The organism is Streptomyces sp. NPDC056347, from assembly GCF_042262625.1.
Lineage (GTDB): Bacteria > Actinomycetota > Actinomycetes > Streptomycetales > Streptomycetaceae > Streptomyces.
In genome coordinates this window covers 1-26,351 of the sequence record NZ_JBHJQP010000119.1, presented here as the reverse complement: position 1 = coordinate 26,351, position 26,351 = coordinate 1, and the positions used below count along the sequence as shown (strand labels likewise).

Below are 26,351 nucleotides of genomic sequence, written 5' to 3'. Positions count from 1 at the left end.
CCGCCTACCGGTGGGCGGGGAACTCCACCACCTGCTGGTAGGTCGGGCGGTTCTGCCAGTGGATCGCCTTCTGGGTGATCCCGCCGAGCGCCCGGTGAATGATCGAGTCCGTGCACCACTGGTCGCCGGCCTTGCAGCTGCCGTCGGCCGGGTAGACCTCGGTGGCGGGCTCGGCCACGGCCTGCTTCAGTGCGCCGAGCAGGGCGTCGCGGCAGCCGTCCGCGTCACCGCCGCCGCAGTACGTCCGGGCCAGCGGCCCCTTGACCTGCTGCCCCAGGACCTGGCGCAGGTCCTTGTCGACAAAGCCCCACCAGCCGTACTGGAAGGCGGAGCCGCTGTGCGCCCCGCTCGGTCCGTGGCTGGCGGCCGGGGACTCGTCGGTGGCCAGGCTCGCGGTCAGCGCCTCGTACAGGTCGTCGCCGAGCCCGGGCCGGAATTCGGCCTCGACCAGCTTCGGCCACCACGCGTCCATGATCCGCACCGCGTCGGCGTGGGTGTACGTGTGCGAGCCGGGACCGGTCTCCTTGCGCTGTGCGCCGGCCGCCCGCCAGGAGTCCAGCTGCTGGACGGCGGCGTTCAGCCCGGGGTCGGTGACCGGCTTGGAGCGGATCACCTTCAGCAGTTCGGGCAGCAGCTGCTCGCCGCGCAGATCGGTGACGGCGGCCTCGGCCATGGCACGGGTCAGCGAGGCGCGGGTCACCCCGCCGTCCTCGACCAGTTTCGCCACCCGGTCGTCCAGCAGATCGCCCCGGTGCACGGCGCTGAGGCCGAAGCCCGCCGCCGCGTACCCCTTGGCCTGCCGGTTGTTCCAGGAGATGTAGTAGTCCTGTCCGGTGGAGTTCGGGTGCTCGGCGAAGGCGGTGTACGCGGCGGTGTTGGCCGCCGGGTCGAAGCCCTGCCACTCGTAGGCCCGGTCGGCCCTGATCGGCAGCGCCGGGTCGATGCCCGCCGGACGCACGGGGTTCAGGCCGCTGTTGTAGTACGCGGCGGTGCGGGAGTCGGCGTAGAACCAGTTGAAGGCGTAGTCGATGTTGCTCGCCGCCCGCTGGAAGGAGGCGGCGTCCTTCACGTACGACGGGTCGTTGAGCATCTGGAAGCCGATGATCGAGTCGGCCTCGTGCCGGTAGGTGGAGCGCAGCGAGGTGTACGCGACGGGCTTGCCGTCCACGGTGGCGCGGTGGGTGACGATGCCGTAGTTCGTGCGCCGCACCTGCATCCGGTAGGAGCCGGCCGCCGTGGAGTCGGCGACGGTCGGCTTCCAGGAGTTGGTGCGCTCCAGCGTCTCCATGGCGGTGCAGGTGCCCCGGTAGAGGTAGTGCGTGGAGTCCTTGGTGGGGGTGGAGCCGTCGGGCTCGCACAGGTCGACGGTGTAGGTGTCGGTGATGTCCTGGGCGGCCGAGGTGGCGCTCCAGGCGTAGTCCTGGCCGCGGCCCATCTGGATGTACATGCCGACCCCGGCGAAGGAGACGCCGCGGGCGCTGATGCCGGGCCCCTGGAGTTCCTGGAGCATCATCAGCTGCGGGGCGAAGTAGCCGGTCTGCGGGCCGAAGACGGCGATGGGGTTGCCGCTCGCGGTGTGTTTTCCGGAGACCAGCAGGGCGTTGGACATGCCGCGCTTCTGGGCGTCGGAGCCGGAGCCGGGCAGCGAGCCCTCGGGGATGACGCCGTCGTCGTAGATGCCCTGGGCCTTCTTGAGCCGGGCCGGGGCCTTGACGGGGGCCTTCCTGTCGGTGCCCGCGGAGCCGGTGCGGTCGTGGATGAGCGGTTCGGCGGTGACGGAGCCGCCGTCGGGCAGTGCGGTGCCGCGCGCCTGGTCGGGCTTGCCCGCGTAGGGGAATGCGGTGCCGTCGTGGATCGTCAGCACGGCCTCGGGGTCCTCGCGCTGGCGGAAGGACTCCCAGACCCGGGTGCCCTCGGCGACGCCGTACTTCTGCTGGGCCGCCAGCAGCGAGAGCGCCGCCTGTACCTCGCCGCCACCGCCGCCGCCGAACTGGCCGCCGACGACCGAGGCGATGGAGATCAGGTCGGTCAGCTTGAAGGGCTGTATCTCACCGATGTTGGTGATGGCGTCGATCTTTCCGGTGAGCACGTACTCGCCGGGGAAGTAGCGGCCGTTCTTGGACTTCTCGCGATAGGCGTTGATGCCGTCGACGTACGCCTGGGCGTCCGCCATGGCCTGCTCGCCGCGCTCGCCCTCGCGGGTCCGGATGTATTCGACCTGGGCTTCGAGATCCGCCTCGGTGTACGGGGCCTGTGGCCAGAACTGCTGCTCCAGGCCCTGGTTGGCGAGCGCCCCGCCGGCGAACGAGGTCAGTTCGCCGCGTCCGATGTGCCGGAAGAGGTCCATCAGCCAGAGCCGGTCCTGCCCGGCCGCGTATCCGGCGCCGAACTCGGTGCCGTAGCGGGTGGTGCCCTTGATGTGCGGGACGCCGGAGGCCTTGTCACGGGTGATGGTGACGTCGTCGCGCGGCGAGGTGACGGACTCGACCTGGTCCGCGGGCACTCCGAAGGAGGCGTCGTTGAAGAAGTCGGTCAGCTTCTGGTCGGTGAGGCCGCTGTACCCGGCGACCAGCCCGTTGTAGCGGTCGAGCTGGTCGTCGCTGTGGGCGGGGTGCGTACCGACGGTCTTGTTGCCGAGGATGTCGACGAGGGTGGCGTTGCCGTTCTCGCCGGGCGGCAGGATGTCGTCGCACTGCCCCTGGCAGTAGTCGGTGACGGGGGCGGGTTCCGCCGCGGCGGCGGACGGGGCCTGTGGCGAGGCCGCCAGCAGGGTGGTGCCGAGCGCGAGGACCGCAGCGGCGGTGGCGGCTCTGAACAGGACGGTGCGTGGGGGCATGCGTGCTCCTCCGGAAGGCCGATGCGCCGGAGGTTACTGGCGGTACGACCCCTCGGTAAGATGAGCATCCGTCACTTTTTCCGAATCATCACATGAACAGTTCCGCGACGGAGGTTCCGACCTGCGGCCGGTCGAATTCCGGACAACGTCACGCGGCGCGGGATCCTATTCGGGCGGCCGTACGTCCCTCCCATGACGCCGAAGTACGAGCGACGGAGGTGACGGAGCGGTGGCGGGATTCCGGAGTCTTGCGAGACAGGTGCGCGATCCGCGGAACGATCTGGCGCTGCGGCGGTATTCGCTGCGCAAGTGCCTGGAGAGATTCGCCCCTTACGGGCACCGGGCGACCTGGGACCATCTGTGCGCCCGGCACGGGATCGGGCCCGAGGACCGGTCCCCCGACCCGGCGCGCCTGGTGCGCGCGCTGGAGGAGCTGGAGGCGGCACGGGCCGTCTGGCTCGGCTACGAGGCCGGGTTCGCCGAGCGGCGCAGGCGGGAGAAGCACGGCGGCCTGCGCCGTCCCGGCAGCTTCGACGACTGGCACCGGCTGACCTGGGGCGGCAACGGGGTGGTGCGGTGCGAGAACCCCGCGGTGCACCCCTCGGCCCCGCTGGCCGAGGTCCTGCGCCGGCTGATCACGGCACTGGAGTCGGCGCCCGGCACGGTCTGCCCGGTGTGCGCGGGCGCCGCGGTGCACTGGCGCCAGGACCTCACCCACGAGCCCTGGGCGGGGCCGGTCTGCGCGGAGTGCGGGATCGTGGTGCCGCGCCCGGTGCTCACGCCGGAGGCGCTGGCGAAGGCCATGGGGGCGGGACGGCGGAACCTCGCCTCGGTCGCCTGAGCGGCATCCCGGCCCCCAGACGTCCCGGCCCCGGCCCCCAGGCGCCCCGGCCTCCGGGCATCCCGGCCCGCAAGCGGCCCGCGCGCACCCGGGCCGCCGCGACTACGTACGCCCCGGGCCCGGGCGCTCCGGCATCAGGCGCGAACCGCTGCTCCGCCGGCCCGAGACGTCGTCCGGGTTGGAGAGCACGCAGGTCTCCAACGAGAGACAGCCGCAGCCGATGCAGTCGGTGAGGTGGTCCCGCAACCGCCTCAACCGCTCGATGCGTTCATCCAGTTCGGAGCGCCAGGCGGCGGAGAGCCGCGCCCAGTCCTCGCGGTTGGGGGTGCGCTCCTCGGGCAGTTCGGCGAGGGCCTCCCGGATGGTGGCGAGCGGAATACCGACCCGCTGCGCCGCGCGGACGAAGGCCACCCTGCGCAGCGCGTCCCTGCTGTAGCGGCGCTGGTTGCCGCTGGTGCGGCGGCTGCTGATCAGGCCCTTGGCCTCGTAGAAGTGCAGGGCCGAGACCGCGGCACCGCTGCGCGCGGAGAGCTGCCCGACCGTGAGCTCATGGAGTGTCTGTGGGATCTGGGGCACCCCTCCCACCCTACTGGGCCGCCCCGGCCGATCCGTCGTTGACAGGAACGCACCCGCCAACCATGCTGAGCAAGCGCTTAGACAGTGCGTCGAGGGACGGCCGGAGCGGAAGGCAGGGACCAGGGACATGGCAGAGCCGAGGATCTTCACGTCCGCGCAGGAGCTGCGCGACGGAGTGGGCGAGCAGCTCGGACACAGCGACTGGCTGGAGGTCGAGCAGAAGCGGATCGACCTGTTCGCCGAGGCCACCGGCGACCATCAGTGGATCCATGTCGATCCGGAGCGGGCCGCCGCCGGACCCTTCGGCACGACGATCGCGCACGGCTATCTCACGCTCTCGCTGCTGCCCACGTTCGTCCCGCAGATCATGCGGGTCGAGGGCATGAAGATGGGCATCAACTACGGGACGAACAAGGTGCGTTTCCCCGCCACCGTGCCGGTGGGCTCGCGACTGCGGGCCACGGCCGTGCTGAAGGGCGTCGAGGAGGCCGGGGGCGGGGTGCAGGTCACCACCGTCGTCACGGTCGAGCGGGAGGGCGGCGACAAGCCGGTGTGTGTGGCCGAGTCGGTGTCGCGCTACTACTTCTGACGGTCCGCCGCTCCCGGGGGCCCGCTACTTCCGCGGATCCGCCCCGACCATGCGCAGGACGAGGCCGGCGTAGAGCTCGCCGACCTCGTCCGGCGTCCGGCTGCCCCGCGTGTTGAACCAGCGCGCCACGTCGATGCAGAGCGACAGCACCGCGAGCGTGGTGCCCGGGACGTCGGGTACGTCGAACTCCCCCGCCCGTACACCCTCGCCGATGATCCGGCGGACCACCGCGTCGCTCCGGCGGCGCAGTTCGACGATCTCGGCGCGGTGCTCCTCGCCGAGGGCGTCGAGCTCGTACTGGACCACGCGGGCAGTGGTGTGCCGTTCGGCGTGCCAGCGGACGAAGGACCGTACGGCCTCGGCCAGTCGCTCCCCCGCCGTGCCGTCGCCGTCGGCGGCCGCCTCCAGGACGGACAGGGCGCGGTCGTGGCCGATCCGGCTGATCCGGTGGAGCAGCTCTTCCTTCGTCTTGTAGTGGATGTAGAGGGCGGCGGGGCTCATGCCCGCCCGGCCCGCGATGTCACGGGTGGTGGTGGCGTGGTAGCCCCGCTCGGCGAAGGCGTCGACGGCGGCGACGAGCAGCCGCCTGGCGGCCTCGGGGGTCACCTCGGCCCACGGCGCGCTGTCGCCGTCGGTCTCCTCCGCCGTGCTCATCGTCGCTCGCCCCTCTCATCGGCAGGACGAACACCATACCTCGAACCTGAGCAAGCGCTTAGGTCGCGTCCGGCGGCCGGTCCGGGTGCTGTCAGAGCTTCTGGAAGGGGTCGTGGTCGGCCAGGATCTTCTCCAGCCGGGCCTGGTCGACCCGGCTGACGAGCTGCCCGGCCTCCTGCCGGTCGCGGATGACCTTGGCCAGGGTGAAGCAGGAGGTGACGAGGTAGAGGACGCCGATCGCGAGGAATCCGCGGACCCAGGCGTCGGCGTCCAGGAAGTAGATGCCGAGGGCCACCGCGCCGATCGCCACCCCGAAGGATGCGACGGCCTGACCGTAGAAGGCCGCGGTGCCCTGCTGCTTGACCGATGGTGTCTCACTCATGGCACCCAGCATCGGCGGACGTGGCGTGCACCACATCCGTTCCCGTACTCAGCAGATACTCAGACGCACGTTCGAGTGGTAACCGCACCCCGGGGTCAGAAGGCGGAGACCCCCGTGAGCGCACGGCCGATGATCAGTTTCTGGATCTGGCTGGTGCCTTCGTAGAGCGTCATCACCCGGGCGTCGCGCAGCAGCTTGCCGACGGGGTACTCGTCAATGTAGCCGTAGCCGCCGAAGACCTGGAGGGCGTTGTTGGCGGCGCGCACGGCGGCCTCGGAGGCGAAGAGCTTGGCCTGGGAGGCGGCGGTGGCGAAGTCCTGGCCCCGGTCGATCAGGTCGGCCACCCGCCAGGTCAGCAGCCGGGCGGCGTCGACGTCCACGGCGATGTCGCTGATCAGCTCCTGGACGAGCTGGTGGCCGGCGATGGGCTTGCCGAACTGCTCGCGCCCGGCCGCGTGGCCCACGGCGGCATCCAGCGCGGCCTGCGCGATGCCGACGCAGCCGGCCGCGACCGACATCCGCCCCTTGGCCAGGGCGGACATGGCGACGGAGAAGCCCTTTCCGGCCGGGCCCAGGAGCGCCGAGGCGGGCACCCGGACGTCCTGGAGGGCCAGCTCGGCGGTGGCCTGGCCGCGCAGGCCGAGCTTGCCGTGGACGGCGCTGCGGGTGAGGCCGGGGGTGTCGGCGGGGACCAGGAAGGCGGATATGCCCCGGTACCCCGGGGCCTCGCCGGTGCGGGCGAAGAGCAGCACCACATCGGCCCAGGTGCCGTTGGTGATGAACATCTTGCTGCCGTTGATGACGTACGCGTCGCCGTCGCGGACCGCCCTCGTCGTCAGGTTCCCGGCGTCCGAGCCGGTGCCGGGTTCGGTGAGGCCGAAGCAGCCGACCGCCTCGCCCGAGGTGAGCGCGGGCAGCCAGCGCCGCTTCTGCCGCTCGTCGCCCCAGGCGGCGATCGTCTTGGCGACCAGGCCGAGGGAGACGGAGACGATGCCGCGGACCGAGGAGTCGCCGCGCCCCAGTTCCTCGGTCACCAGGCAGTACGCGAGGTGGTCGCCGCCCGAGCCGCCGTACTCCTCGTCGACGGTCAGTCCGAGGAACCCGACGGAGCCCAGCTTCCGCACGATCGACCGGTCGACGCTCTCCGCCCGGTCCCAGGCCACCACGTGCGGGGCGATCTCCCGGGCGACGAAGTCCCTGGCGAGCTGCCGGACGGCCTCCTGCTCCGCACCGAGTTCCAGGTTCATCCTTCGACTCCCCACTTTAATTAGCACTGCTAGTTTTCAGTTCGCAGGCCCTACTATGTGCCGCATGGCCCGACCGCGCAAGCCCCTCCTCAGCAGAGACCGCATCGTCGAGGCGGCGAGCGCGCTCGTGGACGCCGAGGGGCTCGGCGCCGTCTCCACCCGCCGGCTCGCGGCCGAGCTCGGGGTCAGCGGGCCCTCCCTCTACAACCACTTCCGCAACAAGGACGAGATCCTGGACGCGGTCGCGGACGCCGTGTCGGCCCAGGTGGACCTGACGATGTTCGAGGAGTCGGACTCCCGCGACTGGCGGGCCGCCCTCCACGACTGGGCCGTCTCCTACCGCGCGGCACTCACCGAGCACCCGCACATCGTTCCGGTCCTCGCCCGGGGGCCGGGCCGCAGGCCGGCCGGGCTCCGGGTCGCCGACGCGGTGTTCGGCTCGATGGTCCGGGCCGGCTGGCCGCCCGCCCAGGCGACGTACATCGGGGCCCTGATGCGGTACTTCATCACCGGTTCGGCGCTGGGCTCCTTCGCCCGCGGCTTCGTGGACGACGAGACGGCGTACGACCCGGCCGACTACCCCCATCTCGGCCAGGCCCACCTGCTGGCCGGACGCGGCGGGCAGATCGACGACGGGGCCTTCGAGACCGGACTGCGGGCCCTGGTCGACGGCCTCTCGGTCCAGTACGAACAGCTGGCGCCCGGCACGACGCTTCGGCGACCGCCGAACCGTCCCTGACGCATCCTGGTGCACATGGCACGCATGGCACATCCCGATCCGGCCGCACCCCGGCTGGCCGCCCTGGCGGCGCTCCTCGCCGACGAGACCCGCGCCGCCTTCTGCCTCGCCCTGCTCGACGGCCGTGCCTGGACCGCCGGGGAGCTGGCCCGGTACGCGTCCGTCGCGCCGTCGACCGCCAGCGAGCACCTGGGCAGGCTCGTCGCGGGCGGGCTGCTCGCCGAGGAGCGGCAGGGCCGCCACCGCTATCTGCGGCTCGCCGACGCGCGGGCGGCACAACTGGTCGAGGACCTGGCGGCGCACGCCGTCCCCGGGCCCGTGCCGGTGCGTCCGCGGAGTCTGGGCGCGGCGGGCGCCGACCGGGCGACGGCCCGCGGCCGCACCTGCTACGACCATCTCGCCGGACGGCTCGGCCTCGCGATCACCGACGCGATGACGGCACGGGGGCTGCTGCGGCAGGACACCGGCTTCGCCCTGACCGAGGACGGGCTGCGCTGGTTCGCCGGGCTGGGCATCGGTCTCGAACCGTCGTCGCGGCGCCCGCTGGCCCGTGGCTGCCTGGACTGGACGGAGCGACGGCCGCATCTGGCGGGCGTGGCGGGCGCCGCGCTCTGCCGCCACGCGCTGGAGGCGGGGTGGTGCGTACGGATCGGGTCCGGGCGGGCGGTGAAGGCGACCGGGGAGGGCGAGCGGGAGCTGCGCGCGCACCTCGGCATCGGGCCGGAATCCCTCCGCTAGGCGCGACGGTTCGGCGGGTACCGAACGGTCGCGGTCCTACGGTCGGACGCATGACGACGACCTCCGCCCCCGTGGCCCCCCGCGACTGGCGGGCCCCCGCCGCGGCCTGCACCACCGTCCTGCTGTGGGCCTCCGCCTTCGTGTCCATCCGCAGCGCCGGGGACGCCTACTCGCCCGGGGCGCTCGCCCTCGGCCGGCTGCTCACGGGCGCCCTGGCGCTGGGCACCCTGCTGGTGCTGCGGCGCGAGGGGCTGCCGCCACGGGCCGCGTGGCCGGGCATCGTGTGGTCCGGGCTGCTCTGGTTCGGCCTCTACATGGTGGTCCTCAACTGGGGCGAACGGCAGGTGGACGCGGGCACGGCCGCGATGGTGGTGAACATCGGGCCCCTGCTGATCGCGCTGCTCGGCGCCCGGATGCTGGGCGAGGCGCTGCCCTCCCGGCTGGTCGCCGGGATGGCGGTGTCGTTCGCGGGCGCCGTCGTGGTCGGTCTCTCGATGTCGGGGCGCCCGGGCGCGCCGGTGTCCGGCGTGGCGCTGTGCGTCCTGGCCGCGGCGGCGTACGCGGCGGGGGTGGTCACGCAGAAGCCCGCGCTGCGGCACGGCTCGGCGCTCCAGGTCACCGCCTTCGGCTGCCTGGTCGGCACGGTGGCCTGTCTGCCGTTCGCCGGGACGCTGGTCTCCGAAGCCGCCCGGGCGCCCCTCTCCGCCACCCTGAACATGGTCTACCTGGGCCTCTTCCCGACCGCGCTGGCCTTCACGACCTGGGCGTACGCGCTCGCCAGGACCACCGCCGGGCGGATGGGGGCCACCACGTACGCCGTGCCGGCGCTGGTGGTGGTGCTGTCCTGGCTGCTGCTGGACGAGGTGCCCGCGCCGCTCGCCGTCGCCGGGGGCCTGCTCTGTCTGGCCGGGGTGGCGGTCTCCCGGACGCGTGAGCAGACTGGGCAGACGCGCGGGAATCGGGCACGGCCGGTGGAAGGACGCCGAGATGACACGGAGCGCCAAGCGGGCGAGCGGTCGCGGTAGCACGGAGCGGGCGGCGGCCGGGACGGACGGGGCCGGGCTGGAGGGCTTCACCGTGACCGACAGCGGGGACGACGATCCGGTCCTGGTGACGCCCGAGGGACGGCCCCGGGACGCCTGGCGCGAGGACTACCCGTACGCCGTCAAGCTCGGCCGCAGGTCGTACGAGAAGTCCAAGCGCTCCCTCCAGATCGAGCTGCTCAAGCTGCAGTACTGGGTGAAGGAGCACGGCGAGCGGATCGTGATCCTCTTCGAGGGGCGCGACGCGGCGGGCAAGGGCGGCACGATCAAGCGGTTCACCGAGCACCTCAACCCCCGCGGCGCGCGGGTGGTGGCGCTGGAGAAGCCGACCGAACGCGAGCGCACCCAGTGGTACTTCCAGCGGTACGCGGCCCATCTGCCGTCCGCCGGGGAGATCGTGCTGTTCGACCGGTCCTGGTACAACCGGGCGGGCGTGGAGCGGGTGATGGGCTTCTGCACCACCCGCGAGTACCTGGAGTTCATGCACCAGGCCCCGGGCTTCGAGCGGATGCTCGCCCGGGACGGCATCCACCTGGTGAAGTTCTGGTTCTCGGTCTCGCGCAACGAGCAGCGCAACCGGTTCATGATCCGGCAGATCGATCCGGTGCGGCAGTGGAAGCTCAGCCCGGTCGACCTCGCCTCGCTGGACAAGTGGGACGCGTACACCGAGGCCAAGGAGCTGATGCTGTTCCACACCGACACGGCGGACGCGCCCTGGACGGTGGTCAAGAGCAACGACAAGAAGCGGGCCCGGCTGGAGGCGATCCGGCATGTGCTGCACCGCTTCGACTACCCGGACAAGGACGCGGACGTGGTGGGCGAGCCCGACCCGCTGATCGTCGGCCCGGCCTCCCGGCTCTTCGAGCGCGGCGAGATGGACGCCCGGCTGCTCACCACGGACCGGTCCGGGCCGGGGCCGGGCGGCTGACTACCCGAAGGTCACGAGCGCGCGGCCGCCCCGTCCCGCGCGCATGTCGTCGAAGGCGGCCGGGATGTCCTCCAGGCCGATCCGTCCGGTGACCATCGCGGAGAGGTCGAAAGCTCCCGCCCGGATGTGTCCGGCGATGACCGGCAGGTCCCGGGCCGGGTCGCTGTTGCCGTAGACGCAGCCGGTCAGTGAGCGGCCCCAGTGGAAGATCTCCAGGGCGTTGAAGGAGACCAGCTGGTCCTTGGCGCCGATGCCGACGACGGTGGTGCGGCCGCCGCGGCGGGTGGACTCCCAGGCGCCGCGGATGGTGACCGGCCGCCCGACGCATTCGATCGCGACATCGGCGCCCTGACCACCGGTGATCTTGCGGATCGCGCGCGGGGTGGTGTCGGAGGCGACGACGTAGTCCGTGGCGCCCGCCCGCCGGGCCAGCTCCTCCTTCTCCGGCGACACGTCCACCGCGATGACCTGTCCGGCGCCCGCGATCCGGGCGGACTGGAGCACCGCGAGGCCGACGCCCCCGGCGCCGAACACGACGACGGACTCCCCGGCGCGCACCCGGGCGCTGTGGTGGACCGCGCCGTATCCGGTGAGGACGGCGCAGCCGAGCAGGGCGGCTTCGGTGAGCGGGATGCCGTCCGGCGCGGGCAGGACGCAGCCGGCGGGGACGACGGTCTCCTCGGCGAAGGCGGCCACGTTCAGCCCGGGGTGGAGTTCGGTGCCGTCGTCCGTGCGCCGGGCGTGCACGGCGCCCGCACCGGTCAGCGCGTCGGCGCAGAGCCAGACCTCACCGATCGAGCAGTGGTGGCAGCTCCCGCAGGAGGGCGCCCAGTTGAGTACGACGCCGTCGCCGGGCGCGACGTGGCCGACGCCCTCGCCGACCGCGACGACGGTGCCCGCGCCCTCGTGGCCGAGGACGGCGGGGACGGGCACCCGCATGGTGCCGTCGCAGAGCGAGAGGTCGGAGTGGCAGACCCCGGCGGCGGCGAGGGCGACCCGCACCCGGCCGGGGCCGGGCTCGGGAAGCTCGATGCCGGTGATCTCCAGCGGGGCTCCGACGGCGGGCAGTACGGCGGCGCGGACCACGAGCAGGCTCCTTGACGGACGGCGGGGCGGAACAGGACGGGGCGTGACTGCTTCAGAACTGGAGGGACTTGGTCTGGAGGTACTCCGCCAGCCCGTGCGCGCCGAGCTCGCGGCCGACGCCGGAGCGCTTGTAGCCGCCGAACGGGGCGACCGGATTGAACCGGCCGCCGTTGATGTCGACCTGGCCGGTCTCCATCCGCCGGGCGAACGCCACCGCCCGGTCCTCGTCGCCCGACCAGACCGCCCCGGCCAGGCCGTACACGGTGCCGTTGGCGATGCGCAGGGCGTCGTCCTCGTCCTCGTAGCGCAGGATCGACAGGACCGGGCCGAAGATCTCCTCCTGGGCGACGGTCATCTCCGGGGTGACGTCGGCGAGGACCGTGGGGCTGACGAAGTAGCCGCGCTCGCGCGGGGCCCCGGGGCCGCCCGCGACCAGCCGGGCCCCTTCGGCGAGGCCGCGCTCGATGTAGCCGCGCACCCGGTCCCGCTGCCCGGCGCTGACCAGCGGGCCGATGCGGTCGCCGTACTTGGCGGCCGCCTCCGCGGCGAGCGCGACGGCCTCGTCGTACTGCGAGGTGTGCACCAGCATCCGGGTCCAGGCGCTGCACGTCTGGCCGGAGTTGCCCATGACGTTGGCCACGCCGACCGCGACGGCCCTGGCCAGGTCCGCGTCCGGCAGGATGACGTTGGCGGACTTGCCGCCCAGTTCGAGGGCGACACGCTTGACGGCGGCGCCCGCGAGGGCACCGATCCGGCTGCCGACGGCGGTGGAGCCGGTGAACGAGACCAGATCGACGCCCTCGTGCCCGGCCAGGGCCTGTCCGGCGACCGGGCCGAGGCCGGTGACCAGGTTGAAGACGCCCGCGGGGACGCCCGCCGCGTGGACGGCCTCGGCGAAGAGCTGGGCGGTGAGCGGGGTGTCCTCGGCGGGCTTGAGGACAACGGTGCAGCCCGCCGCGAGGGCCGGGGCGACCTTCGCGACGATCTGGTGCAGCGGGTAGTTCCACGGGGTGATCGCGCCGACGACGCCGACCGGCTCGGCGTACACCGTGGAGTTGCCGACCCGCTCCTCGAAGGGGTGGCTCGCGGCCAGTTCGGCGTACGAGCCGGCGACCGCGATCGGCATGCCCGTGTGCACCGCCTGCGCGAAGGGGAGCGGTGCCCCGAGCTCGGCGGTGACGGTCCCGGCGATCTCGTCCTTGCGGGCCGCCAGCGCGTCGCGCAGGGCGGTGATCCGGGCGGCCCGTTCGGCGGGGGCGGTGGCCGCCCAGCCCGGGAGCGCGGCGCGGGCGGCCCGTACCGCGGCGTCGACGTCCTCGGCGGTACCGGCCGGGACCTCGGCGATGACCTGCTCGTCCACCGGGTTCACGACCGCGATCGTGTCCGTTCCCGCGGCGGGCCGCCAGGCCCCGTCGAGGTACATGCCGTCGTGCGCCTTCATCGCTGTTCCTCCCGGACGCGGTTGCGGGCGGGGCGCCGCCCGCAACCCAAACTAGCGCTGTTAGTTTTCGGGCGCCAGGGACACCGGTCACCCCAGGGGCTGCCGGTCGAGCTCCCCCCGCTCCGTACCGGGGTCGGCGAACTGGGTGCGGTACAGCTCCGCGTAGCGGCCGCCCGCGGCGAGGAGTTCGTCGTGGGTGCCGCGCTGCACGATCCGCCCGTCCTCCACGACCAGGATGAGGTCGGCGGTGCGCACCGTGGAGAGCCGGTGGGCGATCACGACCGCGGTGCGTCCGGCGAGGGCCTCGGTGAGTGCTTCCTGGACGGCCGCCTCGGAAGTGTTGTCCAGGTGGGCGGTGGCCTCGTCGAGGATGACGACGCGCTGGCGGGCCAGCAGCAGCCGGGCGATGGTCAGCCGCTGGCGTTCACCGCCGGAGAGCCGGTAGCCGCGTTCGCCGACGACGGTGTCGAGCCCGTCGGGCAGCGAGGCGACGAGGCCGTCCAGCCGGGAGCGGCGCAGCGCGTCCCAGAGTTCCTCCTCGGCGGCCCCGGGGCGGGCGAGCAGCAGGTTGGCGCGGACGGACTCGTGGAAGAGGTGGCCGTCCTGGGTGACCATGCCGAGGGTGTCGCGCAGGGTGTCGGCGGTCAGGTCGCGTACGTCGACGCCGCCGATGCGCACCGCGCCCTCGTCCGTGTCGTACAGCCGGGGCAGCAGTTGGGCGATGGTCGACTTGCCCGCGCCGGACGAGCCGACCAGGGCGACCGTCTGGCCGGGTTCGGCGCGGAAGGAGATGCCGCGCAGCACCTCGTCGCCGCCCCGGGTGTCGAGGCTCGCGACGTCCTCCAGGGAGGCGAGGGAGACCTTGTCGGCGGACGGGTAGCCGAACCTCACCTGGTCGAACTCGACGGAGACGGGGCCGTCCGGGACGGCCCGCGCGTCCGGCTTCTGGCCGATGAGCGGCTCCAGGTCGAGGACCTCGAAGACCCGCTCGAAGCTGACGAGCGCGCTCATCACCTCGACACGCGCCCCGGCGAGCGCGGTGAGCGGGGCGTAGAGCCGGGTGAGCAGGAGGGCCAGGGCGACGACCGCGCCCGCGTCCAGCCGGCCGAGCAGCGCGTAGTGACCGCCGAGGCCGTAGACCAGGGCGAGGGCCAGCGCGGAGACCAGGGTGAGGGCGGTGATGAACGCGGACTGGGCCATGGCGGTGCGGACGCCGATGTCGCGCACCCGCCCGGCCCGGGCGGCGAATTCGGCGGACTCGTCGGCGGGGCGTCCGAAGAGCTTGATCAGGGTGGCGCCGGGGGCGGAGAAACGTTCGGTCATCCGGGTGCCCATCGCGGCGTTGTGGGCGGCGGCCTCCCGCTGGAGCCGTGCCATCCTGGCGCCCATCCGCCGGGCGGGCAGCACGAACACCGGCAGCAGCACCAGCGCGAGCACGGTGATCTGCCAGGAGATGGAGAGCATGACGCCGAGGGTGAGCAGCAGCGTCACCACATTGCTGACGACGCCGGACAGGGTGTTGCTGAAGGCGCGCTGGGCGCCGATCACGTCGTTGTTGAGGCGGCTGACGAGCGCGCCGGTGCGGGTGCGGGTGAAGAAGGCGACCGGCATGCGCTGTACGTGGTCGAAGACGGCGGTCCGCAGATCGAGGATCAGGCCCTCGCCGAGGTTGGCCGAGAGCCAGCGGCCGACCAGCCCGAGGGCCGCCTCCGCGACGGCGATGACGGCGATGAGGAGGGAGAGGCGGGTCACGGTGCCCGGGTCGCGACCCGCCACGATCGCGTTCACGACCCGTCCGGCGAGTACGGGTGTGGCGACGGCGTGGAGCGCCGTCGCCACACTGACCAGCAGGAACAGGGCGACCCGGCGCCGGTGCGGGCGGGCGAAGGCTTTGATGCGCCGCAGGGTGTTCCGGTCGAAGGGGCGTTTGTCCGCTTGCGCGTTCATGACGTTGTGGAGCTGTGTCCACGCCGTGGTTTCCATGCTCATGCGAGGAACGTACGACCTCCAGTGGGCTTGAGGTCAACGGAGGTCCCCCACGGCGGCGGGCTTCGGGACGGTCCGGTCAGTCCAGGACCCGGGCCAGGTAGGCCCGGAGCAGGACGCGGGTCTCGGCGACGATCGCCCGGTCGCCGGACGGGTCGGTGCGGAAGGCGAGCCGCAGAAGGGCGTCGGCGGCCTCGACGCAGACCAGGACGGTGCGGGTCAGGGCCTCGTCGGAGGTGCGGCCGAGGTGGCCGCAGAGCAGTTCGGTGAGCCGGCCCGCGACCCGCTGGTTGGGGTCGTCGCCCTGGTCGTCGGGGGGCGGGGCGCCGAAGTCGACCAGGGCGAACCCGGCCACGGAGCGCTTCATCGCCAGGTATTCGTCCAGTACGGCGTCGATGGCGCTGCGCCAGTCGTCGGCGGGGATCGTCTCCAGCCGGGCGGCGATGCGCCCGGCGTAGCTGTCCAGGTTGCGCAGTGCCAGCGCGTCGGCCATGGCTCGTTTGTTGGAGAAGAAGCGGTAGACCGATCCGATGGGCACCCCGGCGCGCAGCGCCACGGCCCGGGTGGACAGCTGGTCGTAGCCGGTCTCGTCGAGGAGTTCGGCGCAGGCGTCGAGTATCCGGGCGAGCCGTTCGGCGCTGCGTTGCTGTACCGGGGCGCGGCGGAGGTTCGTGTTCGCATGGGGCACGGGCTCCATGATGCCGTGGTCCTCCTCCGCGGCGGGCGGGCGGTGCGCGGGTGTCAGGCGATGAGCAGCGACAGCCCGCCGATGGTGTACGTGACCATCAGGACCAGCAGCGGGAGTTGGCCCGCGACGGCGCGGCCGGGCGGGAAGAGCCGTACGGAGCGGTCGTGGGCGGCGACGACGCCGAGTACGTGCCCGAGGACGATCGAGGCGACCTGGAGCGTGGCGACGCCGCCGGGGCCGAGCGGTGGTTCGGGCGGGGCGGGGCCGTCGGTGCCGGCCGCCACCATGAGGGTGCGTGGTCCCTCGGTGACGAAGAGCGTGAAGTAGTGGGCGACGAGATAGCCGAGGGCGATCGGGACGAGCGAGTGGGCGAAGGCGGTGAGGGGGTGGTCGAGCCGTCCGGAGATCAGCCGGACGGCTCCGGCGCACAGGGCGTAGAGGGCGGCGACGAGCACGACGGCGCCGAGGAGTCCGAGGGTGGCCGCGGCGGTGCGGCCCAGGGGCGAGGTCTGGACGGTGGTGATCCAGGACGGGGAGTCGGAGAAGCCGTCGTAGGCGGTGGAGCCGAGCATGACGCAGACGGTGGCGACGAGTCCGGGGCGCTGCGGGGTGGCGTCGAGTCCGTTGAACGGCGAGCGGAGCACGAGGCGGCGGTCGGTGGGGCGGCGGCCGAGCGGGGAGAGCCGGGCGAGCAGCCCGGAGTAGACCTCGAAGGCGTCGGCCCGGTCGAACCAGCCGTCTCCGTGGCGGGCGGCGCCCGCGAGGTGGACGGCGCTGTACAGGGTGAGGAAGAGCAGCAGGTCGCCGGTGGACGCGGGGTCGGGGGAGACGAGTTCGAGCCAGGTGAAGGCGAACAGCCCGGCGGCCGCGGGCCACAGGCCGAGCCGGGCGGGCAGCGGGCGGCCCGCGGCGGGGTCGCGGCGCAGCGCCCGGCAGGCGAGGAGGTGGACGGTGCGCAGCGGGTTGAGGGCCCGCCAGACGGGCCCGAGCAGCAGCGAGGCGGGGACGAGCCCCACCCACAGCAGTACGTAGACGGCTCCGGGGCCGGGGTTGCGGTCCGGGTCGTCGGGGCCGAGGAGGAGGAAGAGCGTGACGTACAGGGCGGCGGCGAGTCCGAGGAGGCGTGCCGCGGTCCGGGTGGGGCGGGCGTCGGCGAGGCGCTGGAGGGCGTGCGGCAGCGGGCGCCCCGCCTCGTCGCCGCGGAACCGGGAGGCGGACCAGAGCAGTCCGAGCGCGAGGAAGGAGACGAAGAGCGCCGCGAAGGCTCCGGCGAAGGCGTAGAAGGGCGACAGCGGCAGGTCGTGCTGGGCGCCGATGCCGTGGGCGAGGACGCTCACCGTACGACGAGCTGGGTCAGGAGCAGGCCGGACTCGTGGGTCTCGACCTCGAAGAGCCCGCTGCGGTCGGCGGTGAAGGTGACCGTGACGGTCTTTCCGGCGGGGAGCCGGGCCTCCTTGTCGTAGCCGTGGACGTGGAGGGTGTCGGCGCGGTCGCTGCGGACGCGGAGTTCGACGGTGGTGCCCTTCTCGACCTCGGTGCGGCCGGGGGCGGGGCTGACCCTTCCGCCGGCGACCTCGACCGTGACCGAGGTGCCGGGCCGGGGGCTCGCGGTCCGGCCGGGGGCGGGGCCGGTGGCCGGTGCGGCGAGGGAGGCGGTGGCCCGTACGGGGGCGGCGTTCACGGCCCAGGCGGTGTGGTCGTCGGCGTAGAGGCCGGCGGTGAGCTTCCTGCCGCCGCCGGTGGCGCGGGCGAGGGAGGCGGGCAGGTGGTACCAGGGGCCGTAGAGGCGGGCGAGGGGGCGGCCGTCCAGGAACAGCCGGGCGTGGCCGCGCCCGGGGAGGGCGGCGCCGCCGACGCTGTCCGGGGTGAACGTGAAGTTCCGTACGGTGAGGTGGATGTTCCAGCCGTCCTCGGAGTCCGGCCGGACGGCGAGGGCCAGCGAGGGGGCGCCCTCGGCGTCGACCTGGCGGAGCCGGCCGCCGGTGCCGTCGTCGGCGGTGAGCAGGCGGCCCACGCTGCCGCTGGCCTGCTCGTGGCTGGTGCCGGGCTTGTGGTGGGTGGTGGCCCGCCCGCCGCAGCCGCTCGCGCCGAGGGCGAGGACGACGGCGGTGAGCAGGACGAGGGCGGCCCGGGGGCGGGGGTGCGTCATGCCGCGCCTCCTTCCGGGGCTGCGGGGACGACGGCCGGGGCGGCCGGTGACGGGGCCTGCCGGTCGCCGTGGCGGGCGGCCGCGATCACCGCCCACACCACCCAGACCATGCCGAGCAGTCCGCGTATCCAGGCCGGGCCGATCGGTATCCACGGGATCATGAACACGGCCTTGTCCACGGCGTCGAGCAGGGTGAGCGCGCCGAGCACCACCGTGGTCCGTCCCAGCCACGGCCGCTCCCGCCGGAGCACGAGCCCGGTGCCGGTCCACCACAGCCCCGTCAGCAGCAGCGCCAGCGCGGGCACATAGGTCGAGGTGAGCCCCGTCGTCGAACCGGCCACGTCGAGCCCGAGGCCGGTCACGCCGAGGACCGCGGCCGCGGTGGCGAGCCGGCTGCCGCGCAGTCTGCGCCACCACAGCACCCCGCCGACCAGCCCGAGCACCACCGCGGTCACCAGGGCCGCCTGCACCTCGACGCGTTCGATGCCGCGTGCCCCGTACCAGTCGCAGCCGGCCGGGAGGCGGCGCGCCTGCACGTTGTAGTCGGCGCAGACCAGCAGCTGGGCGAGCTTGACCGGTTCGCCCAGGAGGCGGTCGGTGCGCACGGACACGTCACCGCGTTCGGCGCCGCAGACCGGCAGGGTGCGCGGGGTGGAGTCCCCGGTGCCGTCCTGCCAGCAGTTGGCCTCGCCCTGGCCGTCCCACCAGACGTCGGTGCGGTTGGGGCGGGCGTTGCCCGCCTTGTCCACGCCGAGGTGGTTGCCCGCGTAACGGTTGTGGTGCGAGGTGTCGGCCTGCTTGGACAGCGCGCCCTCGCCGCGGATGAAGGCGGGGACAGCGGTCAGGACGAAGGCGGCGCGCTGCTGGCCGTAGATCCAGTTGTTCTCGTACAGGTTCCAGTTGCCGCCTGCCGTGATGATGCCGGAGCCGGGCGGCATGGAGATCTGCGGGCAGACGACACCCTTCTCGTAGCCGCGGTCCACGGGCGGTTTCGCGCAGGTGCCGTCGGCGACGTTGGGGTAGTAGTCGGCGTTGTTGTCGTGGATCAGGTTGCGTTCGAAGCGGGCGTGGTTCTGCGGCAGTCCGGGGTGGCCGGGGAAGGCGCTGTCCATCGAGGCGCCGCCCATGTTGTGGTCGAACTCGTTGTCGTGGACGTAGACGGAGTCCCCGGCCGTGCCGGAGTAGCCGACCATGCTGTGGTGGCTGCGGCAGCCGGTGATCTCGATGGAGTAGCGCGGTACGTCGTAGCCGTAGCGGTCGTTGATGTTTGAAGCACTGCCGGGGTAGATGCCGGAGTCGCCGTTGCCATACGACTCGCAGTTCTTGTACAGCCCGTGATCGCTGGCGAAGGTCAGGAAGCCGTACTCGTCGTTCCACCGGGTGAGGACGTCGTCGATGACGAAGCCGTCCTGGGCGAGGACGTACAGGGAGTTGAAGGTGGTGCGCTGGGCGGTGAAGTTCTTGAAGTAGATGCCGTCGGAGCCGTCCGAGCGGATCGCGTTGAGCTTCTGGTACTTGGCGTCGATGATCACATCGGTGCGTTCGGCGCCGGTGCCCTCGATCTGGAGGTCCTTCTTGCCGAGGATCGCCACCAGGTTCTGGTTGTGCGGGCAGCTCTTCTGCTGCTCGTACGACAGGATCTGGTAGCCGAGCTTGGAGTTGGGCGCCTTCAGCCGGGCGCACTCCCCCGTCGGCCTGGGCAGCGAGGGCTCCTCCTCGTACAGGCCGGGCAGGATCGCGATGTTCATACCGGGCCGGTCCACGGCGTCGACGGCCTGCTGCAGATAGCGGAAGCCGGAGGTCCGGCACCGTTCGAAGAGCTTCAGGTTCCGGGTCCGCAGCCCGGCGGGGAATCCGGACACCCGGCGCTCGAAGTCCGCCCGGTCGGTCTTGCAGACCAGCAGGTCGGGCTCGCCGGTCCGGTACACCGGAACGCTCCCCGTCCCGTCGGGCAGGGTGACCGGACGCTCCTCGTGCGCCTGGGCGTTCGGCGCCGCGAGGAGGGTGGCGAGAAGCGCCGCCAGAAGCACCAGAAGTTTGCGTGTCCACGACATGGACGCGAGAGTAGAGCAATGTTCATCTTTTTGAACCCCTCGTGCACCGCACTTTCGAAACCGGCGGCGCACGAATGCCGTTGACTCTCCCCGGCTCGATTCCTACGGTTACCCATAGGATTCCTTCGGCACCGGGAGCACACATGGGTGGCATCGAGCAGGCGAGGAAAACGGCGGAGACGCTGGAGTACTCCGCCGGTTTCGGCAACGAGCACAGCTCGGAGGCGGTGGCGGGGGCCCTGCCGCACGGCCGCAACTCACCCCAGCGCGCCCCGCTGGGGCTGTACGCGGAGCAGCTGAGCGGCTCGGCCTTCACCGAACCGCGCGCCCACAACCGCCGTTCCTGGCTCTACCGCATCCGCCCGTCGGCGGCCCATCCGCCGTTCGTCCGGATCGACAACGGCACGCTGCGCACGGCCCCGTTCACCGAGTCGGTGCCCGACCCCAACCGGCGGCGCTGGGACCCGCTCCCCGAGCCCGCCCCCGGCACCGACTTCCTGGCGGGCCTGTGGACCCTCGGCGGCAACGGCGACGCCGCTCAGCGCACCGGCATGGCCGTGCACCTCTACCACGCCGACGCCTCCATGACCGACCGGGTGTTCAGCGACTCGGACGGCGAGTTGCTGATCGTCCCGGAACACGGCGGACTGCTGCTCCGTACCGAACTGGGCCTGCTGCGGGCCGAGCCCGGGCATGTCGCGCTGATCCCGCGCGGCGTCCGGTTCCGCGTGGAGCTGCTCGACGCCACCGCCCGCGGCTACGTCTGCGAGAACTACGGGCAGCCCTTCACCCTCCCCGACCTCGGCCCGATCGGCGCCAACGGCCTGGCCAACGCCCGGGACTTCCTCGCTCCGGTCGCCGCGTACGAGGACGAGGACCGCCCGGTCGAGGTGGTCAACAAGTTCTGCGGGAACCTCTGGTCGGCGACGTACGACCACTCCCCGCTCGATGTGGTCGCCTGGCACGGCAACCACACCCCGTACGTCTACGACCTGCACCGCTTCAACGTCATCGGCTCGATCAGCTACGACCACCCCGACCCGTCGATCTTCACGGTGCTGACCTCGCCGTCCGACACCCCGGGACTGGCCGGCGTCGACTTCGTGGTCTTCGCGCCGCGCTGGCTGGTCGGCGAGGACACCTTCCGGCCGCCGTACTTCCACCGCAATGTGATGAGCGAGTACATGGGCCTGATCGAGGGCGCGTACGACGCCAAGACGGCGGGCAAGGGCGGCTTCGTCCCGGGCGGCGGCTCGCTCCACAACATGATGTCGGCGCACGGCCCGGACCGGACGACCTTCGACCGGGCGAGCGAGGCGGAGCTGAAGCCGCAGAAGATCGACGACGGCCTCGCCTTCATGTTCGAGACCCGCTGGCCGGTGACGGCGACGGAGCAGGCGGCGACCGCCGACCACCTGCAGCGCGGCTACGACGACGTATGGCAGGGTCTGAGCCGCAACTTCCGGCCGTAGACGACGGCCGCGCCCCCGACCGGCGGCCCGCCCGCCCCGAACGAAAGGCCCCAGGTGCCGCAGCCACCCAAGATCCCCCCGGGGCCCGCCTTCGCCCCCGACTCGCTGGTCCTGAACCGCAAGCTGCCGCTGTGGTACCAGGTCTCGCAGTCGCTGCGCGCCTCGATACTGGGGCGCGCCCAGGACGCCTCGGCGCGGCTGCCGACCGAGGAACAGCTCGCCGCGCACTACGGCGTCAGCGTCCTGACCATGCGCCAGGCCCTCAAGGAGCTGGAGACCGAGGGGCTGATCAGCCGGCACCGCAGGCGCGGCACCTTCATCGAGCCGCGCGCCCGGCGGGTGTCCCCGGTCCGGCTGCTGGGTTCGATCGACGCGATCGTGGCCCAGCAGTCGGGCGAGCGGACCTCGGTGCTCGGCCACGGCCCGGTCGCCGTGCCGGGCGAGCTGGCCACGTACTTCCCCGGCTGCCCGGAGGTGGTCGGCTACCGCAGGCTGCGCCACGACGGGGAGAGCGACGAGCCCACCAACTGGGCGGAGAACCTGGTGCGTCCCGAGGTGGCGGCCCGGCTGGACGTCGCCGATCTGGAGCGCTGGCCGATGACGAAGGTGCTGCGCGACCGGGTCGGTGTACGGATCGCGCGCATCACCGACACGGTGGAGGCACGCCTGGCGGACCCGGTCACCGCCGACCTCCTCCAGGTACCGCTGCTGAGCCCGATCCTGTTCTACACGGGCGTGACGTACGACGAGGGCGGGCAGGTGGTCGACGTGGCCCAGATCCGCTACCGGGGCGACCGGTTCTCCTTCTCGGTCACGCTGGAGGCGCACTGAAGCCCTACGATGCCCACGGACGGGCGGCGTGGCGACGGGGGAGGACGACGCGGTGGCAGCACGGGCGACGGGCGGCTCGGGTGACGGCCGGGACGCGGGCGCCCCGCTCCTCGACGACCTCATGCCCTGGTCCGTACGCCCGCTGCGCACCGGCCGCCCCTGGGTGATCGCCCCGGACGCGGGCTGGCTGCGGGCGCGCTGGGAGCGACTGGTGCGGGCTCCGGCCGAGGAGCGGGAGCGGCTGTTCGGCGCGACCCGTGCCCGCACCCCGCGGACGGCGGTCGCGGCGCTGCCCGGCCAGGCCACCGGGACCGGCCGGTTCGCCCGCGAGGAGGGGCCGTGCCCCGAGCCGGTGCGGATCGCGCACGGTCCGTTCGACGAGCAGTGGCTGCTCCCCGACCACCGGCTGATCGACGCCGCCCGCCCCGAGCTGTGGCGGGTCGCCGACGACCACCAGCTCTTCGCCGTGGAGCACGGGTACGCGCCCCGGGACACCGGGCCCGCCCTGTCCGTGACGGGGCTGCTGCCGGACGGCCACTCCCCCGCGGGCCGTCCCGGCCGGATCCGGCCGCTGTTCCGGCGCCCCGGCGGCCAGGAGCCCAATCTGGCGCCGGGGCTGCTGGATCTGCTGCGGGCGCGCCACGGGGCGGCGGTGACCGCCGGTTCGGTGCTGGCGTGGGTGCTGGCGGCGGCCCGCCCCTCGCCCGCTGGCTGCGTGGTCCCGCTGCCCGCCGACCCCGCGCGCTGGTCGGCCGGGGTGGAACTGGGGCAGGAGCTGCTGCGGCTCCAGCTGCGGGGCGCCGGGGGCGGGGAGCGTCCCCGGCTGCCCGGCGGGCGGCGGCCCTATGTGCGGGCGACGGTGCCTCCGGTGCCAGAAGCCCTGGAGTACGACGCGGAGACCGGGACGCTCGGCCTGGGTACGGGGCGCATCGCGCCGGTTCCGGCCGGGGCGTGGGAGTTCCGGGTGGGCGGGGTCCGGATGCTGGAGCTCTGGTTCGCGCGCCGTTCGGCGGCCGGGGCGAAGGACGCGGACGGCCTGGCGGCGCTCCGGCCCGGCGCCTGGCCCCAGGCGTGGACCTCGGAGCTGCTGGAGCTGATCACCCTGCTCGCCCTGCTGGACGGGCTCCGGCCCCGGCAGGAGGCCCTGGCCGACGGCCCGTGGATCACGGCCGCCGAGCTGCGGGCGGCGGGTGTACTGCCCGTGGCGGCCGCGGCCCGGCGGCCCGCCTCGGTGCTGGGCCACCGGGAGGAGGGCCCGGACGGGCAGTTCGCCCTGCTCTGAGGCCCCGGCCGCCGCTCGTCGGCCCCGACGGCTCTGGCTTCCCCGGCGATCCCGGCGGTCCCGGCGGTCCCGGCGGGCTCGACAGCCCCCAGTGGCCTCAACTGTCTCAGCGGTCATAGCCGCCTCAGCCGTCTCAGGCGTCTCAGCGGTCGAAGGAGTCCAGCACCCGGCGGAGCGCCCGTTCGAAGACTCCGTCCAGGTCGATCGGCCCGGGGTCCTCGGCGAACCCGGCCGCCATCCGCGGGTACTTCCCCGTCGCGATCTGGCTGATCAGATAGCCGGTGCGGGCGGCCTGTTCCTGCTCCTCGGACCAGGGCAGCGACCGGCTGCGTTCCGCCGTGGCGATCTCGTTGGCCACATAGGTGGTGACCACACCGTTGACCATGGCGATGAGCTCCATCTTCTCGCCGAACCGTGCGCCGACCCCGTCCAGGCAACTGAGCGCGTACTCCAGGTACCGCAGGGCGTTGGGGCTGAAGCCGTACACCGGCGACATCAGCCGGGGCACCCAGGTGTGGCGGTGCATCGTCGCGCGGGTCTGCCGGGCCAGTGCGACGAGATCGGCGCGCCAGTCACCGGACGGCTCGGGGAAGTCGTATCCGGCGCTGACCGCGTCGAGCATCAGCTCGTACAGGTCCTCCTTGCGCGGCACGTAGTTGTAGAGCGACATCGTGCCGCAGCCGAGCCCGGCCGCGACCTTGCGCATGGAGACCGCGTCGAGCCCCTCCGCGTCGGCGACCCGGACGGCCTCCGCCGCGATGTCCGCCCTGCTGAACGCGGGTTTGGGGCCCCGGCCCGCACGCTCGGGGCGCGCCCAGATCACTTCGGGTACAGCGGGTCGCCCCACCATCGATCATCACCTCGCCCCCCATCGTAGTTACGTACACCGTACGTAGTGCGCTACGGTGGCCCGCATGACAACTACGTACGCTGTACTTAGTGAAGGTCTGGAGAAGCGGTACGGGGAGGTCCACGCCCTGAGCGGCCTCGATCTCGCGGTGGCCGAGGGGTCGGTCTGCGGGGTGCTGGGGCAGAACGGCGCGGGCAAGACCACCGCCGTCCGGGTGCTCACGACGCTGACGGCGCCGGACGGCGGCAGCGCCCGCGTCGCGGGCCACGACGTGGTGCGCGAGGCGGGCGCGGTGCGCGCGGCGATCGGGGTCACGGGGCAGGACGCCTCGGTCGACGGCGAGCTGTCGGGGCGGCAGAACCTGCGGCTCTTCGCCAGGCTGCAACGGCTGCGCGGCCAGGCGGCCCGGGCCCGCGCCGACGAGCTGCTGGAACGCTTCGGGCTGGCCGAGGCGGCCGACCGCCCGGCCCGCACCTACTCGGGCGGCATGCGCCGCCGCCTCGACCTCGCCGCCAGCCTGCTGACCCGCCCCCGGGTGCTGTTCCTGGACGAGCCGACCACCGGCCTCGACCCGCACAGCCGCAACCGGATCTGGGAGGCGGTGCGGGAGCTGACCGGCCGGGGCACCACCGTCCTGCTCACCACGCAGTACCTGGAGGAGGCGGACCGGCTGGCCGACGACATCGTGCTGGTCGACCGCGGCCGGGCCGCCCACCACGGCACCCCCGCCGAGCTGAAGGCCCGGATCGGCAGCTACGCCGAGGTGGTCGTCGCCCAGGCGTCGGCCGTGACCCGGGCGGCCGGGGTGCTCGACCAGCTCACCGGCTCCGCGCCGGTGCTGGACCACGAGCACCGCACGGTGGGCGCCGTCACGACCGACACCACGCTCACCCTCCCCCGCCTGGTCCGCGAACTCGACGCGGCGGGCGTTCCGGTGGTCGACGTCGGCCTGCGCCCGCCGACGCTCGACGAGGTCTTCCTCCGCCTGACCGGCCGCGACGACGGCCGTACCGCCCCCGCGCCGAAGGAGACAGCGGCATGAACGGCACCGCGACGGTCCACGCCCCGCCCACCGCGACGAGCGCTCCCGTCGCCGACGCCCTGGCCGTGCTGGGCCGTCATCTCCAACGCATCAAGGCCGCCCCGGGCGTGATGATCCTGACCCAGACCATGCCGATCACGATGCTGCTCTTCTTCGGCTACGTCTTCGGCAGCGCACTGGCCGTGCCCGGCCGGGAGTACCGGGCGTTCCTCGTGCCGGGCCTGCTGGCGGCGACGGCGGCGGGCGGCCTCATGGTCGGCATGTTCCAGTCCTCGCAGGACTGCCACCGCGGAGTGATGGACCGGTTCCGTACGCTGCCGATGAGCCGGGCGGCCGTACCGTTCGGCCAGACCGCCGCCGACCTGCTGACCACGGCCGTCGGCATGGTCCCGCTGATCCTGGTCGGGCTCGCGGTCGGCTGGCGGATCGAGGGCGGCCCGCTCGCCGCGCTGGGCGCCTTCGGGCTCCTGCTGCTGCTCAGGTTCGCCACGTCGTGGCTGGGCTGCTGGCTGGGGCTGCTGATCCGCAACGAGGAGATCGCCGGCCAGCTGGGCAGCGCCACCTTCGTGCTGCCGCTGCTGTCGAGCGCCTACATCCCGACCGGGAACCTGCCGGGCTGGCTGCGGACGGTGGCGGAGTGGAACCCGATCAGCGCCATGGCCTCGGCCGCCCGCGACCTGTTCGGCAACGCGGCCCCCGAGGCCGGTGCCGCCTGGCCCGTCGCCCATCCGGTGGCCGGGACGCTGGCCTGGTCGGCGGTGCTGCTCGCGGTGTTCGTACCGCTGTCCGTACGCCGTTGCGCACGCGGCGGCGAGTGACCGCGGGGCCGGCCCCGGGCCCGCGGTACGTCCGGGGCGCCCCGCGTCGGCCGGGCAGCGCCCGGGGCCGGTCCAGGGC

At 73.1% G+C, this 26,351-nt stretch carries 24 protein-coding genes; 11 read left to right on the top strand and 13 right to left on the bottom strand.

Going from position 1 to position 26,351, the window contains the following annotated elements; all coding sequences use genetic code 11:
- Positions 1–4: 4 nt before the first annotated feature.
- Entirely contained in the window at positions 5–2,836 is a 2,832-nt protein-coding gene (locus tag ACFCV8_RS24810) for a penicillin acylase family protein (protein WP_376687633.1), read from the bottom strand.
- Between the two features lie 229 nt (positions 2,837–3,065).
- On the opposite strand from ACFCV8_RS24810, the gene ACFCV8_RS24805 reads away from it, so the two are divergent.
- Complete coding sequence (locus ACFCV8_RS24805) at positions 3,066–3,677, top strand: hypothetical protein (protein ID WP_376687632.1); 612 nt, start codon at positions 3,066–3,068, stop codon at positions 3,675–3,677.
- A gap of 102 nt (positions 3,678–3,779) precedes the next feature.
- Here ACFCV8_RS24805 and soxR read toward each other — a convergent pair whose 3' ends face one another.
- Positions 3,780–4,253, bottom strand: a complete 474-nt coding sequence (gene soxR / locus ACFCV8_RS24800) for a redox-sensitive transcriptional activator SoxR (protein WP_376687631.1) — start codon at positions 4,251–4,253, stop codon at positions 3,780–3,782.
- A gap of 127 nt (positions 4,254–4,380) precedes the next feature.
- On the opposite strand from soxR, the gene ACFCV8_RS24795 reads away from it, so the two are divergent.
- On the top strand, positions 4,381–4,842 hold the full coding sequence (locus ACFCV8_RS24795) for a MaoC family dehydratase (protein ID WP_376687630.1): 462 nt from the start codon (positions 4,381–4,383) through the stop codon (positions 4,840–4,842).
- A gap of 24 nt (positions 4,843–4,866) precedes the next feature.
- On the opposite strand, the gene ACFCV8_RS24790 is transcribed toward ACFCV8_RS24795, so the two are convergent.
- From ACFCV8_RS24790 to ACFCV8_RS24780, 3 genes are all read right to left on the bottom strand, one after another.
- The gene (locus tag ACFCV8_RS24790; RefSeq protein WP_376687629.1) at positions 4,867–5,496 is read right to left on the bottom strand and encodes a TetR/AcrR family transcriptional regulator; all 630 of its coding nucleotides are present in this window, start codon (positions 5,494–5,496) and stop codon (positions 4,867–4,869) included.
- Positions 5,497–5,587: 91 nt separating this feature from the next.
- On the bottom strand, positions 5,588–5,878 hold the full coding sequence (locus ACFCV8_RS24785; RefSeq protein ID WP_376687628.1) for a YiaA/YiaB family inner membrane protein: 291 nt from the start codon (positions 5,876–5,878) through the stop codon (positions 5,588–5,590).
- A gap of 95 nt (positions 5,879–5,973) precedes the next feature.
- A complete protein-coding gene (locus ACFCV8_RS24780; protein ID WP_376687627.1) occupies positions 5,974–7,125 on the bottom strand; it encodes an acyl-CoA dehydrogenase family protein in 1,152 nt (383 codons plus the stop codon).
- A gap of 64 nt (positions 7,126–7,189) precedes the next feature.
- Between ACFCV8_RS24780 and ACFCV8_RS24775 the strand changes: the two genes are divergently transcribed.
- From ACFCV8_RS24775 to ppk2, 4 genes are read left to right on the top strand one after another with little or no spacing between them, the layout of a single operon-like run.
- Complete coding sequence (locus ACFCV8_RS24775) at positions 7,190–7,864, top strand: TetR/AcrR family transcriptional regulator (RefSeq protein WP_376687626.1); 675 nt, start codon at positions 7,190–7,192, stop codon at positions 7,862–7,864.
- Positions 7,865–7,879: 15 nt separating this feature from the next.
- Positions 7,880–8,602, top strand: a complete 723-nt coding sequence (locus ACFCV8_RS24770; RefSeq protein WP_376687625.1) for an ArsR/SmtB family transcription factor — start codon at positions 7,880–7,882, stop codon at positions 8,600–8,602.
- 50 nt (positions 8,603–8,652) lie between these two features.
- A complete protein-coding gene (locus ACFCV8_RS24765; RefSeq protein ID WP_376687624.1) occupies positions 8,653–9,627 on the top strand; it encodes a DMT family transporter in 975 nt (324 codons plus the stop codon).
- Positions 9,590–10,573, top strand: coding sequence for a polyphosphate kinase 2 (ppk2, locus tag ACFCV8_RS24760; RefSeq protein ID WP_376687623.1), 984 nt, complete (start codon positions 9,590–9,592; stop codon positions 10,571–10,573). Before ACFCV8_RS24765 ends, ppk2 begins: the two co-directional genes overlap by 38 nt.
- Here the strand turns inward: ppk2 and ACFCV8_RS24755 are convergent, their stop codons facing one another.
- From ACFCV8_RS24755 to ACFCV8_RS24725, 7 genes are all read right to left on the bottom strand, one after another.
- Entirely contained in the window at positions 10,574–11,659 is a 1,086-nt protein-coding gene (locus ACFCV8_RS24755; protein WP_376687622.1) for a Zn-dependent alcohol dehydrogenase, read from the bottom strand. It lies immediately after the preceding gene.
- A 52-nt stretch (positions 11,660–11,711) separates the two neighbouring features.
- Complete coding sequence (locus ACFCV8_RS24750; RefSeq protein ID WP_376687621.1) at positions 11,712–13,100, bottom strand: aldehyde dehydrogenase family protein; 1,389 nt, start codon at positions 13,098–13,100, stop codon at positions 11,712–11,714.
- Positions 13,101–13,187: 87 nt separating this feature from the next.
- Complete coding sequence (locus ACFCV8_RS24745; RefSeq protein WP_376687620.1) at positions 13,188–15,089, bottom strand: ABC transporter ATP-binding protein; 1,902 nt, start codon at positions 15,087–15,089, stop codon at positions 13,188–13,190.
- A gap of 76 nt (positions 15,090–15,165) precedes the next feature.
- Complete coding sequence (locus ACFCV8_RS24740) at positions 15,166–15,783, bottom strand: TetR family transcriptional regulator (RefSeq protein ID WP_376687619.1); 618 nt, start codon at positions 15,781–15,783, stop codon at positions 15,166–15,168.
- 44 nt (positions 15,784–15,827) lie between these two features.
- A complete protein-coding gene (locus ACFCV8_RS24735) occupies positions 15,828–17,111 on the bottom strand; it encodes a hypothetical protein (protein ID WP_376687618.1) in 1,284 nt (427 codons plus the stop codon).
- On the bottom strand, positions 17,108–17,923 hold the full coding sequence (locus ACFCV8_RS24730; protein ID WP_376687617.1) for a hypothetical protein: 816 nt from the start codon (positions 17,921–17,923) through the stop codon (positions 17,108–17,110). The genes ACFCV8_RS24735 and ACFCV8_RS24730 overlap by 4 nt, the downstream gene beginning before the upstream one ends.
- Positions 17,920–19,977, bottom strand: coding sequence for a hypothetical protein (locus ACFCV8_RS24725; RefSeq protein WP_376687616.1), 2,058 nt, complete (start codon positions 19,975–19,977; stop codon positions 17,920–17,922). Before ACFCV8_RS24725 ends, ACFCV8_RS24730 begins: the two co-directional genes overlap by 4 nt.
- 143 nt (positions 19,978–20,120) lie before the next feature.
- On the opposite strand from ACFCV8_RS24725, the gene hmgA reads away from it, so the two are divergent.
- Genes hmgA through ACFCV8_RS24710 form a run of 3 tightly spaced genes read left to right on the top strand, consistent with a single transcriptional unit; the run spans position 20,121 to position 23,562 of the window.
- Entirely contained in the window at positions 20,121–21,449 is a 1,329-nt protein-coding gene (gene hmgA / locus ACFCV8_RS24720) for a homogentisate 1,2-dioxygenase (protein ID WP_376687615.1), read from the top strand.
- A gap of 54 nt (positions 21,450–21,503) precedes the next feature.
- Positions 21,504–22,280, top strand: coding sequence for a GntR family transcriptional regulator (locus ACFCV8_RS24715; protein ID WP_376687614.1), 777 nt, complete (start codon positions 21,504–21,506; stop codon positions 22,278–22,280).
- 52 nt (positions 22,281–22,332) lie between these two features.
- The gene (locus ACFCV8_RS24710; protein WP_376687634.1) at positions 22,333–23,562 is read left to right on the top strand and encodes a type ISP restriction/modification enzyme; all 1,230 of its coding nucleotides are present in this window, start codon (positions 22,333–22,335) and stop codon (positions 23,560–23,562) included.
- 142 nt (positions 23,563–23,704) lie between these two features.
- Here ACFCV8_RS24710 and ACFCV8_RS24705 read toward each other — a convergent pair whose 3' ends face one another.
- Complete coding sequence (locus ACFCV8_RS24705; protein ID WP_376687613.1) at positions 23,705–24,412, bottom strand: TetR/AcrR family transcriptional regulator; 708 nt, start codon at positions 24,410–24,412, stop codon at positions 23,705–23,707.
- A gap of 64 nt (positions 24,413–24,476) precedes the next feature.
- On the opposite strand from ACFCV8_RS24705, the gene ACFCV8_RS24700 reads away from it, so the two are divergent.
- Positions 24,477–25,454, top strand: coding sequence for an ATP-binding cassette domain-containing protein (locus ACFCV8_RS24700; RefSeq protein WP_376687612.1), 978 nt, complete (start codon positions 24,477–24,479; stop codon positions 25,452–25,454).
- Positions 25,451–26,272 (top strand): ABC transporter permease, encoded by an 822-nt coding sequence (locus ACFCV8_RS24695; protein WP_376687611.1) that lies wholly within the window; start codon positions 25,451–25,453, stop codon positions 26,270–26,272. Before ACFCV8_RS24700 ends, ACFCV8_RS24695 begins: the two co-directional genes overlap by 4 nt.
- The last annotated feature ends 79 nt before the right edge of the window (positions 26,273–26,351 follow it).

What these genes read in the sequence shown, in the direction of transcription:
- ACFCV8_RS24810 (WP_376687633.1), bottom strand. Translation starts at nt 2,836, where the DNA reads ATGCCCCCACGCACCGTCCTGTTCAGAGCCGCCACCGCCGCTGCGGTC.
- ACFCV8_RS24795 (WP_376687630.1), top strand. Translation starts at nt 4,381, where the DNA reads ATGGCAGAGCCGAGGATCTTCACGTCCGCGCAGGAGCTGCGCGACGGA.
- ACFCV8_RS24790 (WP_376687629.1), bottom strand. Translation starts at nt 5,496, where the DNA reads ATGAGCACGGCGGAGGAGACCGACGGCGACAGCGCGCCGTGGGCCGAG.
- ACFCV8_RS24785 (WP_376687628.1), bottom strand. Translation starts at nt 5,878, where the DNA reads ATGAGTGAGACACCATCGGTCAAGCAGCAGGGCACCGCGGCCTTCTAC.
- ACFCV8_RS24780 (WP_376687627.1), bottom strand. Translation starts at nt 7,125, where the DNA reads ATGAACCTGGAACTCGGTGCGGAGCAGGAGGCCGTCCGGCAGCTCGCC.
- ACFCV8_RS24775 (WP_376687626.1), top strand. Translation starts at nt 7,190, where the DNA reads ATGGCCCGACCGCGCAAGCCCCTCCTCAGCAGAGACCGCATCGTCGAG.
- ACFCV8_RS24770 (WP_376687625.1), top strand. Translation starts at nt 7,880, where the DNA reads ATGGCACGCATGGCACATCCCGATCCGGCCGCACCCCGGCTGGCCGCC.
- ACFCV8_RS24765 (WP_376687624.1), top strand. Translation starts at nt 8,653, where the DNA reads ATGACGACGACCTCCGCCCCCGTGGCCCCCCGCGACTGGCGGGCCCCC.
- ppk2 (WP_376687623.1), top strand. Translation starts at nt 9,590, where the DNA reads ATGACACGGAGCGCCAAGCGGGCGAGCGGTCGCGGTAGCACGGAGCGG.
- ACFCV8_RS24750 (WP_376687621.1), bottom strand. Translation starts at nt 13,100, where the DNA reads ATGAAGGCGCACGACGGCATGTACCTCGACGGGGCCTGGCGGCCCGCC.
- ACFCV8_RS24745 (WP_376687620.1), bottom strand. Translation starts at nt 15,089, where the DNA reads ATGAGCATGGAAACCACGGCGTGGACACAGCTCCACAACGTCATGAAC.
- ACFCV8_RS24740 (WP_376687619.1), bottom strand. Translation starts at nt 15,783, where the DNA reads ATGGAGCCCGTGCCCCATGCGAACACGAACCTCCGCCGCGCCCCGGTA.
- ACFCV8_RS24730 (WP_376687617.1), bottom strand. Translation starts at nt 17,923, where the DNA reads ATGACGCACCCCCGCCCCCGGGCCGCCCTCGTCCTGCTCACCGCCGTC.
- ACFCV8_RS24725 (WP_376687616.1), bottom strand. Translation starts at nt 19,977, where the DNA reads ATGTCGTGGACACGCAAACTTCTGGTGCTTCTGGCGGCGCTTCTCGCC.
- hmgA (WP_376687615.1), top strand. Translation starts at nt 20,121, where the DNA reads ATGGGTGGCATCGAGCAGGCGAGGAAAACGGCGGAGACGCTGGAGTAC.
- ACFCV8_RS24705 (WP_376687613.1), bottom strand. Translation starts at nt 24,412, where the DNA reads ATGGTGGGGCGACCCGCTGTACCCGAAGTGATCTGGGCGCGCCCCGAG.
- ACFCV8_RS24700 (WP_376687612.1), top strand. Translation starts at nt 24,477, where the DNA reads ATGACAACTACGTACGCTGTACTTAGTGAAGGTCTGGAGAAGCGGTAC.
- ACFCV8_RS24695 (WP_376687611.1), top strand. Translation starts at nt 25,451, where the DNA reads ATGAACGGCACCGCGACGGTCCACGCCCCGCCCACCGCGACGAGCGCT.